General features: G+C 73.3%; 11 protein-coding genes and 1 pseudogene. 6 read left to right on the top strand and 6 right to left on the bottom strand.

The annotated features are described in order from the left end of the window. Positions 1 to 42: 42 nt before the first annotated feature. Positions 43 to 554, top strand: a pseudogene (locus tag A6A06_RS43980) (DUF5655 domain-containing protein); the annotation flags it as partial. A 279-nt stretch (positions 555 to 833) separates the two neighbouring features. Here the strand turns inward: A6A06_RS43980 and A6A06_RS22425 are convergent. The 4 genes from A6A06_RS22425 to A6A06_RS22440 all read right to left on the bottom strand — a co-directional run bounded on the left by A6A06_RS22425 (position 834) and on the right by A6A06_RS22440 (position 6726). Then, positions 834 to 1331, bottom strand: coding sequence for a hypothetical protein (locus A6A06_RS22425; RefSeq protein ID WP_073763042.1), 498 nt, complete (start codon positions 1329 to 1331; stop codon positions 834 to 836). Beyond that, positions 1294 to 2913 (bottom strand): hypothetical protein, encoded by a 1620-nt coding sequence (locus A6A06_RS22430; RefSeq protein ID WP_073763043.1) that lies wholly within the window; start codon positions 2911 to 2913, stop codon positions 1294 to 1296. Before A6A06_RS22430 ends, A6A06_RS22425 begins: the two co-directional genes overlap by 38 nt. A 24-nt stretch (positions 2914 to 2937) precedes the next feature. Further along, a complete protein-coding gene (locus tag A6A06_RS22435; protein ID WP_073763044.1) occupies positions 2938 to 4731 on the bottom strand; it encodes a septum formation family protein in 1794 nt (597 codons plus the stop codon). Between the two features lie 711 nt (positions 4732 to 5442). After that, positions 5443 to 6726, bottom strand: a complete 1284-nt coding sequence (locus tag A6A06_RS22440; RefSeq protein ID WP_073763045.1) for a glycoside hydrolase family 18 protein — start codon at positions 6724 to 6726, stop codon at positions 5443 to 5445. 517 nt (positions 6727 to 7243) lie between these two features. Between A6A06_RS22440 and A6A06_RS22445 the strand changes: the two genes are divergently transcribed. Beyond that, positions 7244 to 8416, top strand: coding sequence for an acyl-CoA dehydrogenase family protein (locus A6A06_RS22445; protein WP_073763310.1), 1173 nt, complete (start codon positions 7244 to 7246; stop codon positions 8414 to 8416). A gap of 218 nt (positions 8417 to 8634) precedes the next feature. Here the strand turns inward: A6A06_RS22445 and A6A06_RS22450 are convergent, their stop codons facing one another. Next, positions 8635 to 9828: a pyridoxal-phosphate dependent enzyme gene (locus A6A06_RS22450; RefSeq protein WP_073763046.1), complete on the bottom strand. Its 1194-nt coding sequence runs from the start codon at positions 9826 to 9828 to the stop codon at positions 8635 to 8637. A 330-nt stretch (positions 9829 to 10158) separates the two neighbouring features. On the opposite strand from A6A06_RS22450, the gene A6A06_RS22455 reads away from it, so the two are divergent. Together A6A06_RS22455 and A6A06_RS22460 are read left to right on the top strand one after the other, a co-directional pair. Next, the gene (locus A6A06_RS22455; protein ID WP_242440871.1) at positions 10159 to 11442 is read left to right on the top strand and encodes a hypothetical protein; all 1284 of its coding nucleotides are present in this window, start codon (positions 10159 to 10161) and stop codon (positions 11440 to 11442) included. Further along, complete coding sequence (locus A6A06_RS22460; RefSeq protein ID WP_073763047.1) at positions 11439 to 12584, top strand: phosphotransferase family protein; 1146 nt, start codon at positions 11439 to 11441, stop codon at positions 12582 to 12584. Before A6A06_RS22455 ends, A6A06_RS22460 begins: the two co-directional genes overlap by 4 nt. Positions 12585 to 12690: 106 nt before the next feature. On the opposite strand, the gene A6A06_RS22465 is transcribed toward A6A06_RS22460, so the two are convergent. Then, the gene (locus A6A06_RS22465) at positions 12691 to 13113 is read right to left on the bottom strand and encodes a hypothetical protein (protein WP_079194224.1); all 423 of its coding nucleotides are present in this window, start codon (positions 13111 to 13113) and stop codon (positions 12691 to 12693) included. A gap of 208 nt (positions 13114 to 13321) precedes the next feature. On the opposite strand from A6A06_RS22465, the gene A6A06_RS22470 reads away from it, so the two are divergent. Together A6A06_RS22470 and A6A06_RS22475 are read left to right on the top strand one after the other, a co-directional pair. After that, entirely contained in the window at positions 13322 to 13762 is a 441-nt protein-coding gene (locus tag A6A06_RS22470) for an Lrp/AsnC family transcriptional regulator (protein ID WP_026170119.1), read from the top strand. A gap of 84 nt (positions 13763 to 13846) precedes the next feature. Continuing rightward, positions 13847 to 15487, top strand: coding sequence for an amidohydrolase (locus tag A6A06_RS22475; RefSeq protein ID WP_073763048.1), 1641 nt, complete (start codon positions 13847 to 13849; stop codon positions 15485 to 15487). Positions 15488 to 15930 lie beyond the last annotated feature (443 nt).

Raw genomic sequence — 15930 nt, forward strand, 5'->3', positions numbered from 1 at the left:
AGGGAAGGTGTCGGGGCTGAAGCTGTTCCGCATCATGCACAGTGGCGTGAGCGAGGTCGCGCCGAGTTCGGGCACCTGGTCCGCGAGTGCTTGGGGGCGGCAGCCGCCTCTCGGGTGCGGTGGAGCGCACTGCGGCTGATCTGCGTGGCGGGCGACATCACCCACTACGACGTGCACGCCGTGCGCGAGCACCGGTGAGCGGCCGAATCGACGCGCGGGCACCTGACGCAGGGGCGATGGCGGAGCTGGCCGCCGCGGTCGATGAGACGCTGCTGGGCCTGGGGCAGGACATCACCACAACCGAGAACCGCCTCTACCGGACGTACCGGCGGCTGCGGAACTTCGCCTGCGTGTGCCCGCCGCAGAAGAGCAAGCTGCTCGTCTACCTCAAGGCCGACCCGAAGGAGGCCGGTCTGGTGTCCGGCTTCAGCCGGGACGGGACGGGGCCGGACCACCACGGCACCGGCGACCTGGAGGTCCGGCTGCGCCCGGAGCGGGACCTGGAGCGGGCTCAGGACCAGGGCCTGTTCCGTCTCGGTTACGCCGCGGCGTAGCACGAGAAGCTGCAGGGCGTCCGCCTGGCCGGGGGTGAAGTCGTGTGTGGGCAGGTCTGGTGTCGGCTGCCTTTCGCCGATGGGGCAGAGGGGCGGTGGACTTCCCGTGGTGCGGCGATTTCCCGGTTTGGCTGACAGGGGGCGCTGGTACAAAGCGGCGGGAAGGCGCTCGGTGGAATCGAACGTCTTCCCGGCTGCTGCCTGTTCGAAGGGAGTGCCCGGGTTCCCGCTGCCGACCACCGATGGGCCCGCCCTGCTCGTCCGGGGCGGGCCGTATGGTCAGGTCAGGAGTCCGGCGACCGTCTGGGCCAGGGCGGCCAGTGACGCGCCGCCGGCGGCCGCGGCGGCGATGATGTCCAGCCGTTCCCGCAGTGCTCGGCGGCGCGGAGACGTGAGGGCCCCGCGGCGTTCGATCTCTTCTTGAGCGGCAGCGAGTTCGGCGTCGAGGCCGGTGCGGTCCGTTTCTCGTTCCGCGGAGCCGGAGCCGGAGCCGGAGCCGGGGCCAGGGCCGAGACCGGTGCCGACGCCGGGGCCCGGCCTCGACGCGTCGAGAAGCGCCGTACGCAGCGCGCCCAGCGCGGCAAGGAGCCGGGCCGGATCGTCCGGTTCCGCCGTGCCGTAGGTGATGCGGGCATCCGGACCGGTACTGAGCACCCCGCCCGAGACGGAACCGCCCACGCTGATCGAGCCCGGCGGGGCCGTGGAGGTCCGGCCGCGCTCCGATGGGTCACCGGTGACGTCAGGGTGGCGCGGTCCGTCCGCTGCGGGTGGGGCCATGGCGGTCTCCCGGGGTGTAGTGGATGTCCGTACGTGCTCCGGTGGACGCGACGCCACCGCTCATCGCACCGATGTAGATCGCTCCCTGGCCGACGGTGACGGACTGCCGCTCGAACTCGCGGGTGTCGTAGCCCTTCGACCGCAGCGCCTGGAGTACACCGTTCGTGATGCGGTCCTGCACGGTCTTCACGTACCGGCTGACGTCCATCTCCTGGAAGAGGGTCACCTGCTGCGCACTGCCCAGTTCCCGGACCGACACCCGAGGACCGTCCGGTCTCGACCGGGTCGGCCGGCGCAGCCACGTCCGGGACACGGTGACGGCCGTACGCAGCAGCCCGAAGACGGCGGTGGTGGAGGCCGCCGGGCTGGAGAACAGCGCCAGCGCCGTGTTGCGCAGCAGCAGCAGGTCGTGGTCGGAGGCCGAGTCGGCGGCCGACGCGTAGTCGGTCCGGACCGGCGCCAGTACGTGCGGCGCCACTTCGAGCACCAGCATGGCGCCCTGGGTGTGCACCCGGACCAGGACGCTCACCACCAGCTGTCCGCCCCAGGCCGTGATCCGGACCCGCAGGAAGTGCCGGCGCCCCTCGCCGTGGTCGTCGACCGCCTCCCGCAGGCACTCGCGCAGCCGCTCGGTCTCGTAGGGCATGTCCTGACGCGGCCCGTACACGGGCAGGCAGACGCACTCGTCGACCTTCAGCTGCCGGAGCCGGTCACGGGCGGTGGCGGCGGGGACGGCCAGCCGCAGCGAGGCGACTTGTGGCCGGATGAGGTCGAGGACGTCGCGGTTGCTCAGTTCGCCGGGCGGTGGCGGCCGGTCGGCACCGTCCTCCGCGTCCGGGTCCTTCGGCCGGAGCTCCAGGATGAAGGACCAGGCGTCGTAGGTGGTCCCGAAGCCGATCAGCGGATGGTCCGGCCGGTAGGCGCACAGCGGGGAGAACTGTTCGCGGCCGATGGCCGCGCCGATGCGCCGACAGCGCCGGGTGTCCGGCAGCCGGAGCGCGGGGCGGGCGTCGAACGACTCCCGGCTCAGCTCCCGCCGCATCAACAGCACCCTCCGTACGCGGTGTGCCCACACCGGCACCGCCAGCAGCAGGGGGAAGGCCACGGCATGGCTGAGCGGTACGCCCCCGGTCGTGACCCAGCGCACCGAAAGAGGGAACTGGCTGATGAGCAGGCCCAGGAAGATCAAGGCGTACGGTGTGACGGCCACCAGCGGCGCTCTCGTGGCCACCGCCGCCCGGCCCGGAACGAGGGTCGAGGCCACCAGGCGCCACGCCAGAGCGGCCAGCCACAGCAGGCACCAGACCACCGCGAAGAGCGCCGCCGCCCGGCCGTCCACCACCGCGAAGGCCGCCCACACCAGGAGCACCGCCAGCCCGGTGGCCGCTTCCCAGCGCCGGGCACGCAGTGCGTGCGCAAGGACGGGCAGCACGTCACAGCCGAGGGACACGGCGACCGGCCGCTCCTCGTGTTCGACCAGTTCCTCGATGATCTGCTGCCGGTACCGCCGGTCCACATGGGCACCCACACACAGCAGCCGGGTGGCCTCCCGCCCCGAGGGGGCCGTCGAAAGGCCGCTCATGTGGTCCCCCTTCCGCCCGGACCCCTAGGATCCCGTCGGCGCGTACGCCTTTGTCACGGCCTTCCCGTCGGCCCGGCCCACGGTGCAGACCACCTGCCGGAAACCGTTGTCCCAGTCAGTGTCGGCGGGGGCGTAACCGAACACGGCGACGCTGTCGTCGGGCGCCCAGGCCGCTCCGAAGCGGTTGGCGCACAGGTCGTTCGCGCTCTTGAGGGCCTGGGCGGCGCTCATGCCCTGCGGCGGCGCCTCGACGAATCCCACCACTTGGTCGGTGTGCGACGCGCCGCACGAGGATGCCAGCAGCGACTGGAAGGTGTCCTTCTCGGCCTTGTAGGTCCAGCAGTCACCGACCGACATCTGCTGCAGGTACAGGTCGGTGCCCTGATCGCGGAAGCGGCCCACCTCCCCGTTCAACGGGGTGTGGCGGGAGACGACCAGGCAGGCCGCCCGCCGGCCCGCGGCCTCGAAGCCCTGCGCCGTCGGCACCACGGCGTAGGACCCGGCATCGGGCAGCCGTCCCGCCACCTCGTCGGCCTGCCGCGCGCACTGCCGGGCGGCCCCGGCACGCGCCGCTTCGACATCGGGAAAGTCCATCATGGCGACGACCTGGGCGTTGTTTCCCTCGCCGCAGCCGACGACGCCGAGGTTGGGGACGGACTGCAGCGGACGGTCCGCCCACACGGCCCGGACGCAGTCGCCGGTGGTGAGCGGCTCGGTGAGACCGACCATCTGTCCGTACGGGAACGGCATCGCGCTCCGTGCCGCGGACGGCGTCGTGTTCCCTGCCGCGGACGGCGGTGCCTTGCCCTTGTTTTCCCCATGGCCGTGGTTGACCGCGTTCAGCACCAGCAGGGTCCCGGCGGCCGCTATCAGCGCCACCACCGCCGTCACGGCCGCGAGCCGCCACACTCCGGCTCGCGGCGCGGGCCCCGGGCGCTTCTCTCCGGCGGATCCGGTACCGGGCCCGTCGCCGCCGGCCTCTTCCCGCCCGTCGGTTCGCTCCTCGGACTCCGGGGCTCCGGCGCCGTCTCCGTGCGCACCGGTCAACCGCTCCAGCGCCGCCCGTACGGTGTCGGCGGACGGCCGCTGCGCCGGCTCCTCGGCCAGCATCTCACGCACGAGACCCGCCAACTCCGCCGCTTGGCCGGGCGGGCCGGGGCGGGCGGGCGGCGGGTGGCCTTCGGCAGCCGCATAGAGCGTCGCGCCCAGCGAGTAGACGTCCGCGGCCGGAGTCGCGGCCAGGCCGGATTCCCGCGTCTGCTCGGGGGCGAGGAACCCGGCCGCCGCTCCTACGGGCGGCACAGCGTCCCGGAACAGGTAACCGGTCAGCAGCACCCGGCCGGGCGCCTGCCCGTCCGCCTTCTTCGGTACGAGCAGGACGGCGGACGGCGAGATCTGCCCGTGCAGCACCCCCAGGAAGTGACCCGCGCCGAGCGCGGCGGCGAGCGCCAGCGCGATCCCGGCCAGTTCACCGGCCGGCACCGGCCCCTCCTGCCGCAGGCGGGTCTCCAGGTCGACCGCGCCCGGGTGGTACGCGGACACCACCCAAGGGCTGCCCTCGTGTTCCACGACGTCGTACAGGGCGACCACATGCGCGTGCCGGCGCAACTGCCCCACCTGGTCGGCTCGTTCCCGCGTCCGGCGCAGCCGGGCCGCTTCACCCGCGTCCGCCCCGGGCGCCGGCACCATCTCCGTGAGCAGAACCTCGGCGGCCCCCAGATCCTCGTCCTGCGCGAGCCACTGCTCCCCGCCCCCAGGCCCCTGCCCTGTGCGCCGCACCAGCCGGTACCGTCCGCCGATCAGCGCCCGTTCACTCATCCCGGCCCCTTCCCCCTGGGAGCCACCCGTCGACGTAGGGTCAACGTCTGCTCCGGAGCGACGAGTTGTGCTCATCATCGACGGTATACCCACGCCTCCCGCGTCGGCAGGCCGAAGGGAGACCGGGCACAGCGGGGGAGGACGGCCGCCCAGGAGCGCCGCTCGGAGGACGGAGATGGGGACGCCGCGACGGCCGGTGTGCTGCAGGGTGCACAGGCGATGGCAGACCGTCTCGAATGAGAAGAGCAGCTCGCCTGGAAGCTCGCGGCCGCGGCCGCCGCTACCGAGGAGTTGGAAGCCGACTTGGAGCGTGGGGGTGATGGCGACGGTGATGCCCGCAGCGCGCAGGGCGGTGGTGCGGGCCTGGGTGCGCAGGGCGCGCTGAAAGGCTTCCTCGCCGCAGTGCTCGGGGGTGCAGATCGGCCGGGGCGAGAGCGGAGGTCAGCAGGTGCTGGTGCTGGGCTTCCCGCAGGACGGCGACGGGCTCACGTGGCGGGCGAGGGGCACTGGTGCCGGGGCAGGGCGGTGCCGCACCGCGTGCCCGCTGCCACCGCACCACTGTGACCTGGCCTCTTCCGCAGCGACGCGGTAGGTCCGCATTGTTGTGGCGACATTGTTGTGGCGACGCGCCCTGCCCGCCACCGGGCGCGGTGGCGGGCAGGGCGGGCAGGCCGCGCCGGGAAGGGGAGCGGCGAGAGATGGCTTGTGCGGCTACTTGATGGACTTGATCAGCTCACCGTTCGTCGTGTCGCCGCTCAGTTCCCAGAAGAAGGTGCCGCCCAGGCCCTGCTGGTTCTTGTAGGCCATCTTGGTGCCGATGGTCTCCGGGGTGTCGTAGCTCCACCACTGGCTGCCGCACTTGGCGTAGGCCGTGCCGCCGACCTTGCCGGTTGCCGGGCAGCGGGTCTTGAGGAGCTTGTAGTCCTCGATGCCGGCCTCGTACTTGCCCGGCGCCGCGCCGGTGGCCGTGCCGCCCGGAGCGTCCTGCGTCACGCCCTGCCAGCCGCGCCCGTAGAAGCCGAGGCCCAGCAGGAGCTTGTTGGAGGGGATGCCCATGCCCTTGAGCTTCTTGATGGTGTCGGTGGTGTTGTAGCCGGCCTTCGGGATGCCGTTGTACGCGGTCAGCGGGGAGTGCGGTGCCGTCGGCCCCTTGGCGTCCCAGGCGCCGAAGTAGTCGTACGTCATCGGGTTGTACCAGTCGAGGTACTGTGCGGCGCCCTTGTAGTCGGCGGCGTCCAGCTTGCCGCCGGCCGAGGCGTCGGCCGCGATGGCCGCCGTCACCAGCTTGTTGCCGAACTTGCCGCGCAGCGCCTTGACGACGTTGGTGAGCGCTTCCCGGCCGCTGGTGTCGCAGGTCAGGCCGCAGGCGTTCGGGTACTCCCAGTCGATGTCGATGCCGTCGAAGACATCGGCCCAGCGCTTGTCCTGGACGAGGTCCAGGCAGGACTGCGCGAACCCGTTCGGGTTCTTGGCGGCCTCGGCGAAGCCGCCGGACCAGGTCCAGCCGCCGAAGGACCAGATGACCTTGAGGTTCGGGTGGAGCTTCTTGAGCTTGCGCAGCTGGTTGAAGTTGCCGCGCAGCGCGCCCGCGTCCCAGGTGTCGGCCTTGCCGTCGACGCTCTGGTCCGCGGTGTAGGCCTTGTCGTAGTCGGCGTAGGAGTCGCCGATGGTGCACTTGCCGCCCTGGACGTTGCCGAAGGCGTAGTTGATGTGAGTCAGCTTGTCGGCGGACCCGGACGTCTGGATGTTCTTGACGTGGTAATTGCGGTCGTAGACGCCCCAGTTGGTGAAGTAGCCGACCACCTTGTTTCCGGCGGCCTGGGTGCCGGCGGCCGGGGCGGACGCGGCCGTGGGAGTGGCGGAGGCCGTGCTGCCGGTGGGGTCGGCGGCGGCCGTGCCGGCGGCGAACAGGGTGCCGGCCAGGGCGGCCGTACACAGTGCGGTGGTGGCGGCGATCAGCCGACGCGACGATCGCGTACGGAGCGGTCTGGGCATGTCGTCTCCTCGGAGGGGGGTCGAGGGTGGTGCGGGACGGACACGCGATCCGAATGGGCATGGACGCGTTGAGTGTTGCGGGGAGAACGTAGAAGGACTAGACCAGTGAGGTCAATGGTTTGGACCAATTTCACGTCGCGTACAGCTTCCGTGGGTTGGCGCCCGCTCTGCGGTGTGCCGGACGCCCGCCCAGGTGGGTCGCCTTGCGAGGGTGGATCGTGGGGGAGTGGGGGTGCGGGTGGGGAGATCGGCGTGGCGTTCGTACGTGACGGGGTACGGCACCGGGCGGGCCTCCGGCGGGCCCCGGTGCTGACGAAGTCCCGGGCGCTCGGGACAAGATCTCGATCAACCAGTGACGTAACGCCGTCGATCGGGCATACTCACAGCGCCACAGCTGCAGGTCACCGCCCTCCGCGACCCGGAGGGGGATCATCTGCCGAGCACTGTGCACGACCGGCGGCGCCGCCTCACCCTCGCGGGCGCCGTCGCAGCGCCCGACAGGGAGGAGAGCGCCGCCATGACCGAGTACGGCCCCCGGCCGGTGGACCGCAGGCTGCCCACGGAGGAGGCCCGCGATCTGCTGACATTGGTGCGGGACCTCATCGAGCGCGAGATCGAGCCGGTCGCCGCCGAGCAGGAGGAAGCGGGGCAATTCCCCCGGCAGACCTTCGCCCTGCTCTCCGAGTCCGGGCTGCTCTCCCTCCCGTACACGGAGGAGTTCGGCGGCGGGGAGCAGCCCTACGAGGTCTACCTCCAGGTCCTGGAGGAGCTGGCGGCCGCACGGCTGACCGTGGGCCTCGGTGTCAGCGTGCACACCCTCGCCTGCCACGCGCTCGCCGAGTTCGGCACCAAGGAACAGCGCGCCGCCCACCTGCCCGCCATGCTCGGCGGCGGCCTGCTCGGCGCCTACTGCCTCTCCGAGCCCTCGTCCGGCTCCGACGCCGCCTCCCTGAGCACCCGGGCGGTCCGTGAGGGGGACACCTGGACCCTGGACGGCACCAAGGCGTGGATCACCCACGGCGGCATCGCCGACTTCTACACCGTGCTGGCGCGAACCGGCGGCAAGGGCGCCCGCGGCATCACGGCCTTCCTGGTGCCCGGCGACGCGGAGGGGCTGACCGCCGCGGTACCCGAGCGCAAGATGGGCATGAAGGGCTCGCCCACCGCCCAGCTGCACTTCGACGGTGTACGGGTCCCCGACGCCCGGCGCATCGGGGACGAGGGCCAGGGCTTCGCCGTCGCCCTGTCCGCCCTGGACTCCGGCCGCCTCGGCATCGCCGCCTGCGCGATCGGCGTGGCCCAGGCCGCTCTGGACGAGGCACTGGAGTACACCGCCTCCCGGCAGCAGTTCGGCCGTCCGGTCGTCGACTTCCAGGGCCTGCGCTTCATGCTCGCCGACATGGCCACCCAGATCGAGGCCGGCCGCGCGCTCTACCTGGCCGCCGCGCGCCTCAAGGACGCCGGGGTGCCGTTCTCCAAGGAGGCGGCGATGGCCAAACTGTTCTGCACCGATGCCGCGATGCGCGTCACGACGGACGCCGTCCAGCTCCTCGGCGGGTACGGCTACACGCTCGACTTCCCGGCCGAGCGCTACATGCGCGAGGCCAAGGTGCTCCAGATCGTCGAGGGCACCAACCAGATCCAGCGCATGGTCGTCGCGCGCCACCTCGCGGGCCCCGAGACCCGCTGACCGGATCGGGCGGACCACCGGGTGGCCGTGGCCGGGGCCGGGCGCTACGACGCTCCCGTACGGATGGCCGCACTGACGGCCGTACGGGAGCGCTGCCCACTCAGGCGCCGGGCGGGCCGACGGCGAGTGGGCCGACGGCGGACGGGCTGACGGCAGACGGGCAGGGAAGCCGTCTGCCGCCGTCGGGTCCGGCCGTGTGAACGATCACGGCGGTGCTCTCACGCGCCCGCGGTGGTCAGCCCCTTCATGCCCGTCGCCGTACCGATCGCCACCACGAGCTCCGGCTGCTCGCGCAGCATCCGGCGGGCCACGGACACCGCCACGGCGGACGACGCCTCCAGCAGCAGGCCCTGCTCGGCGAGGCGTCGCTGTTCGGCCACGAACTCCTTCTCCGCCACCGCGACGGCCGTGCCTCCGGAGCGCCACAGCGCGTCCAGCCCCTGCCAGCACGGGCGTTCCTCGCCGAGCGAGAAGGCGGCGGTGCGGTGGGACTCCACGCGCGTACGCTCCTGGGCCGCGCGGTCGGCGTGGCGCAGGGCGGCGGTGAAGGGCGCCGAACCGGCGGGCTCGGCGGCCACCAGGCGCGGTACCGCCGCGACCAGGCCGGCCGCGGCCAGCTCCCGGAAGCCGCGCTCGATCCCGGACAGCAGGTCCGCGCGGCTCGTCGGTACGACCACCGCGCCGATCCGCCGCCCGGCGAAGTCGCGCGCCAGCTCGTACGCCACCGACTTGTACCCCTCGTCGGCGTACGGGTTGCCGCCGGGTGACGGCGCGGAGAAGCTGGTCAGCGGGTACCAGCCGTGCTCCTCGACGGCCCGCGCCATCGCGGCGTTGCGGACCGTGAAACCGCCCTCGCACCGCACCTGCTCGGCACCCAGCAGCTCGATCTGCGCGGCCAGCGCCGGCGGCACGCCCTCGTCGGTGAAGACCACGCACCGCAGTCCGGCCCGGCCCGCGTAGGCGGCCGCCGCGGCGCCCGCGTTGCCGGACGACGCCGCGGCCACCGTGTCGGCGCCGGTCTCCAGCGCCGCGGCCACGCCCACCGCCATCGCCCGGTCCTTGTGCGACCCGGTCGGGTTGCCGCCCTCGTACTTCACCCACAACTCGCTGCCGCACTCCGGCGCGTTCCCGTCGCCGAGCGCGGCCGGGTCGGTGCGCAGCCGTACGTTCGGGGTGTCGCCCTCGCCGAGGGTCACCGGCGGGCCGCTGACCGGCAGCGTCTCCGGCCAGCCCCACGGGCCGCCGCGGTACGAGGACAGCTCCAGGCCGTTCAGATCGGCCAGCGGCGGCAGCGCGTTGACGCCGATGCCCTCCGCCGCGCACCGGGGGCAGCCGGTGAAACCTCTCACCTCCAGGCCGCAGCGCAGGCAGTGCAGGCTGCTCGGACCCTGTGCGGAGCTGGCCGTCGTCATGGTGTGGTGTCCCCCTCGTTCCTTCACCGCTGCATTTGCCGGTGTCCGGTGTCCGCGATGGTCTTCGTTCCCCCACTGTACGGTGGCGCGTTCGCCGTACAGTGCAGCCGGGGTCCCGTGTCCGTGGCCACCGGCGGCCGGGAAGGCGGCCGGGCCGTGGCACGGCGCCGTGGCGCGGGGCTTCCCCGCCTTCGCGCGGGTACGGCTCTGGCCCCGCGCGTACTCCTGACGTACCGTCAATTCCGCCCGCGGAAACGGTCGCCGCCGAGGCGGGATCGCGCGCCCCGTGGCCACCGGACCGCTTCCGCCCGCGCGTCCAGGAGGTGTTCCGTGACCGACCGCCCGATCGCGCTCGACGAATACCCGATCCACCAGGCGCCCCTGTCCATGCGGCACGTCGCCACCGGCGACCGCAACGCGTACGACCGCTGCATCTTCCACGTCATGGACCACACCGGCCGCGCGCTCCTCGTCGCCGGACTCGGTGTCTACCCCAACACCGGTGTCATCGACGCCTACGCGACCCTGCGGCTCGGCGACCGCCTGCACGCCGTGCGCGCCTCCGACGCGCTCACCGACGACCGCCTCGCCCTCACCGTCGGACCACTGACGATCACCGTCGAGCGGCCTCTCGAACGGCTCCGGCTGCGCTGCGCCGCCGACCCGGCCGACCCCGGCGGCCTCTCCTGCAACCTCGTGTGGCACGCCGCCTTCCCCGCCGTCTGGGAACCGCACCACACCCAGTACCGCGGCGGACGGCTCGTATTGGAGGGCCGCCGGTTCGTCCAGGCGGGCACCTGCACCGGCACCATCCGCGCCGGGGGCGCCGAACTGGCCGTCACCGCGGGGGAGTGGACCGGGACCCGTGACCGCAGCTGGGGCGTGCGGCCGATACCCGGCGAGGACGGCGGACGCGCCGCCGAGGAGGCGCGGCCGGAGGGCTTCCACTGGATCTGGTGCCCGGTCCGCTTCGACGACCGCTTCGTGATGGTCGTCGTCCAGGAGGACGCCGACGGGCACCGTACGCTCAACGAGGCCCTGCTCGTCCGCAACGGCACCCGCGACGTCCAACTCGGCTGGCCGCACGCCGACATCACCTACCGGCCGGGCACCCGCCACCCCGAACGGGCCGTCCTCCACCTCACCGGCCCGGCCCGCAAGCCGCTCGAACTCGCCGCCGAGATCCTCACCTCCTCACCCCTGGCCGTCGGCGCGGGCTACCCGCCCGCCGACGACTGGCAGCACGGCACCTGGCGCGGGCGCGGCTGGACCGACCGCCGCACCTACGACCTCGGCGACCCCACCGCCCACCCCCGGGCGGCCTACGGCGTCACCGACCACGCGGCCCGCTTCACCCTCGACGGCCGCACCGGATACGGGATCTTCGAGCACGGCAGCTTCGGCCGCCACGACCCCAGCGGCTTCACCGGCCACGCCGACACGGCACCGGCCGACACCGAGGCCGCGCGCCCGGCCGCCGATATCGAGACCGACTCCGAGACCGGCACCGACTCCGAGACCGGCTCCGAGACCGGGACCGGCTCCGAGACCGGCACCGGCACCGGCACCGATACCGCCCCCGGAGCCGCGCACCCCGCCGGGGACCGGCCATGAGCGGCGCCCCACGGCCCCGCATCACCACCCGTGACCCCGGAGAGACCACCCGGCGCCTGTCCGGCTGGCTGGCCACCCGCCTGCCCGGCTCTCAGGCGGTCGCCGCGACCGTCCCCGCCTCCAACGGCATGTCCAGCGAAACCCTGCTCTTCGACATCGACCACCCCCGTCCGCCTGTCCGCTCCTGCGCGCTGCGCCTCGCCGCCGACCCCGCCGCTTACACGGTATTCCCCACCTATGACATGGCCCGCCAGTACCGCACGATGCGCCTGGTGGCCGAGCACACCGACGTTCCCGTGCCGCGCGTTCTGTGGCTGGAGGAGGACCCGGCGCCGCTCGGCGCGCCGTTCTTCGTGATGGAGCGCGCCGAAGGCCGCGTACCGCCGGACGTCATGCCCTATACATACGAGGGGAGTTGGCTGCACGCCGCCACCGACGCGGAACGCGCGGACCTGGAAGCTGCCACGGTCTCCGTCCTCGCCCGCATCCACGATCAGGTGCCCGTGGCGGACGCGGAGTTCCTCGCCCTGCCCGGCAGCGGGAGCGCGCTGCGGCGGCACGTGGCGGCCCAACGCGCGTACTACGCCTGGGTCGTCGAGGGGCGGGAGCCGTCACCGCTGATCGAGCGCGGCTTCGCCTGGATCGCCGACCACTGGCCGTCGGACACGGAGAGAGCCGTGGGTACTGACAGCACAGCGGGAGCCGTGGGCACCGACAGTACCGACGACACCGTGCTGACCTGGGGTGACGCACGGATCGGCAATATCGTCTACGACGGCTTCAGGCCCGTCGCCGTGCTGGACTGGGAAATGGCCGTGCCCGGACCGCGCGAACTCGACCTCGGCTGGATGATCTACCTCCACCGGTTCTTCCAGGACCTGGCGGAGAGCGGCGGCCAGGGCGGCCTGCCCGGCCTCCTGCGCCGTGACCACGTCGAGGAGCGTTACGCCCGGCTCACCGGCCACACCCCACGGGCCATGGACTTCCACACCCTCTACGCGGCCCTGCGGCACGCCGTCGTCATGCTGCGCGTGGCGTACCGCCGGATCCACTTCGGGGAGATGTCCGCTCCGGCCGACCCGGACGCGCTGATCATGCACCGGGCCGCACTGGAGGCGATGATCGAAGGCCGCTACTGGTGAGGGTCGCGACCGGTGAGGGCCGGTCGCGCCTCCGGTGACCCTGGAGCGCTGCCGGGGTGGGGTGACGCGGGAGCGGCCGCCGGCTCCCGCCGGACGGGCGCGGGCCTCAGGGCCTGCGCATCCGCGGCACGCGCGCCGGCCGGGTGCCCGGCCCGCCCACGTGCGAGAACGGCTGCCGGCGCCAGTCCAGTCCCTCCGGGAGGTTCAGCAGCACGCCGGCGTTCTCCTCCTGGGTCTCCATCGAGTCGTCCGAGGAGGAGGCGTCGGCCACCGGCCGTCCCGATCCCTCGCACACCGTCAGGCAGAAGGGGTTCCAGGACGTCGGGCACAGCGCGTGCTCGGGCAGGGTGTCCTCGTCGGCCAGCATCGCGATCGGCTGGGCGCAGTCCGGGCACGTCACCCGGAAGATCTCCAAGGTCTCGAAGGAATCGTACGGATCGTCCTCGCCGGCGAAGCCGGGACTGTCGCCCTCCAGGGCGTCGAGGCCGAGCGGCACGGATTCGGACTGCAGACGTCGCATGATGGTCATCCCCCTCGGGTGGGCCGTACGGGCCGCCGGCTTCCTGTGACGGGCGGCTCCGGCCAACACGAGCAATTCCCCTCATGCCCCGCGCATAATCGCCGAGCCCTGCGGGATACGGGGTCACGCGTGTGGCATTGGTCACACGACCCGCGCGGACGGGTCCACGATCCGGCGTACGGTGCGCACATGCGCCCGAGCACAGTAGGTTGATCGGGTGGAGGAGTTGGACCGACAAATCGTGGATCTGCTCGTCAAGGACGGGCGGATGAGCTACACCGACCTGGGCAAGGCCACCGGCCTGTCCACTTCGGCGGTGCACCAGCGGGTGCGCCGCCTGGAGCAGCGCGGTGTCATTCGCGGCTATGCCGCCATCGTGGACCCGGAGGCGGTGGGGCTGCCGCTGACGGCTTTCATCTCGGTGAAACCCTTCGACCCCAGCGCCCCGGACGACATCGCCGACCGGCTCGCCGAGGTGCCCGAGCTGGAGGCCTGCCACAGCGTCGCGGGCGACGAGAACTACATCCTCAAGGTGCGCGTGGCCACGCCCCTGGAGCTGGAACACCTGCTGACCCGCATCCGTACGCTGGCCGGGGTCTCCACACGCACCACGGTCGTGCTCTCCACGCCGTACGAGGCCCGGCCACCGCGCATCTGACGTGCGGACGGCACCGGCCGGACGCGCGTCAAGATCCCGACCCCGCGCGCGGGCCTGCCGCCCGCAGGGGCCAAACTGTCCGCTATGAGTGAGCGCACCCCCGATCCGGCCCGGCCCCGTACCGTCCTGCTGCGCGGCGGAGAGGTCCACAGTCCCGCCGACCCCTTCGCCACCGCCATGGTGGTCGAGGGCGACAGCATCGCCTGGGTCGGCGAGGAGGGCGCGGCCGACTCCTTCGCCGACGGCGTGGACGAGGTCGTCCACCTCGACGGCGCACTCGTCACCCCGGCGTTCACGGACGCACATGTGCACACGACGGCCACCGGCCTCGCGCTCACCGGCCTGGACCTGTCCGGAGCCCGTACGCTCCCCGACGCGCTGGACCGGGTACGGGAGTACGCCGCCGCCCGCCCGGCCGACCGGGTCCTCCTGGGGCACGGCTGGGACGCCACCGCCTGGCCCGAGGGCCGTCCGCCGTCCCGCGCCGAGCTGGACGCGGCCGCCGACGGCCGCCCGCTCTACCTGACCCGGGTCGACGTGCACTCGGCGGTCGTCACCACCGCCCTCCTCGACCTGGTGCCCGGCGTCCGCGACCGGTCCGGATTCCACGCCGGGCAGCCGCTGACCGGCGACGCGCACCACGCCGTACGGGCCGCCGCGTACGCCACCGTCACCCCCGCCCAGCGCGACGCCGCCCAGGCGGCGGCCCTCGCGCACGCCGCGTCCCGGGGCATCGGCACCCTCCACGAGTGCGCCGGACCCGACATCTCCAGCGAGGACGACCTCACCGCCCTGCTGGCCCGCGCCGCCCGTGAACCCGGCCCGCGGGTCGTCGGCTACTGGGCCGAAGCCGTCACCAACGCAAAGGACGCCGACCGGATCCGCGCCCTCGGCGCGCTCGGCGCCGCCGGGGACCTCTTCGCCGACGGCTCCCTCGGCTCGCACACCGCGCACCTGCACACCCCGTACGCCGACGCCGGCCACACCGGCACCGCCCACCTGGACGCCGACGCCGTCGCCGCCCACGTCGCGGCCTGCACCGAAGCCGGGCTCCAGGCCGGGTTCCACGCCATCGGCGACGCCGCGCTGACCGCCGTCACCGACGGCGTACGGGCCGCCGCCGACCGCGTCGGCCTGGCCCGCGTCCGGGCCGCCCGGCACCGCGTCGAGCATGCCGAGATGCTCACCGAGGCCACCATCGCGGCGTTCGCCGAGTTCGCCCTCACCGCCTCCGTACAGCCCGCCTTCGACGCGGCCTGGGGCGGCGAGGACGGCATGTACGCGGCCCGGCTCGGCGCCGGACGCGCCCGTACCCTCAACCCCTACGCCGCCCTGCTGCGCGCCGGAGTCCCGCTCGCCCTCGGCTCCGACAGCCCCGTCACCCCGCTGGACCCGTGGGGCACCGTGCGGGCCGCGGTCTTCCACCGCACCCGCGAGCACGGCATCTCCGCCCGTGCCGCCTTCACCGCGCACACCCGCGGCGGCTGGCGCGCGATCGGCCGCGACGACGCGGGCGTCCTGGTGCCCGGCGCGCCCGCCGACTACGCGGTCTGGCGCACCGGCGACCTCGTCGTACAGGCGCCCGACGAGCGGGTCGAGCGCTGGTCCACCGACCCCCGCTCCGGCACCCCCGGCCTGCCCGACCTGACCCCTGGTCAGGACCTCCCCGTATGCCTGCGGACGGTGGTCGGCGGTCGCACGGTGTACGGACGGCCGAACGAGTGACTTCACGCGGGCGCGTACCACCGCGGGACGCGCCCGGGGGCGCCTGCCCCACCTGGGAGAGCGGGCGCCGGCCTGGGGCGACGCGAAAACCACGCAGTCCGGGCAACTGTTGACAGCAGACGGTCGGCGGCCGGTAGGTTCGGCCGAGTCCACCACAGGACGTCCGACCGGGAGACCTCCGCGCAGTCGTCGAACGCAGCTGGGCCATGGGACGGCGTGCCGCACCGGCACACCGCCACTGGGAGCCAGGTCCAGCACCTGCGGCACGGGGACGACGGAAAGGTTTCGGCCGGATGGGGGTCCCTCCCTGCTCGTCAAGAGCGAGGGGGAAGGTGCGACCCGGGTGGGGCCCGGTTGCTCAGTAGACAACGGCTCTCGGTCGACCCGCAGCCAGCGGGTCCCAGGTCGGCCCGAAGGGCGCCGGGCCCCGATCCGCACCGCGC

It is taken from the genome of Streptomyces sp. CB02923, assembly GCF_001905005.1.
GTDB lineage: Bacteria > Actinomycetota > Actinomycetes > Streptomycetales > Streptomycetaceae > Streptomyces.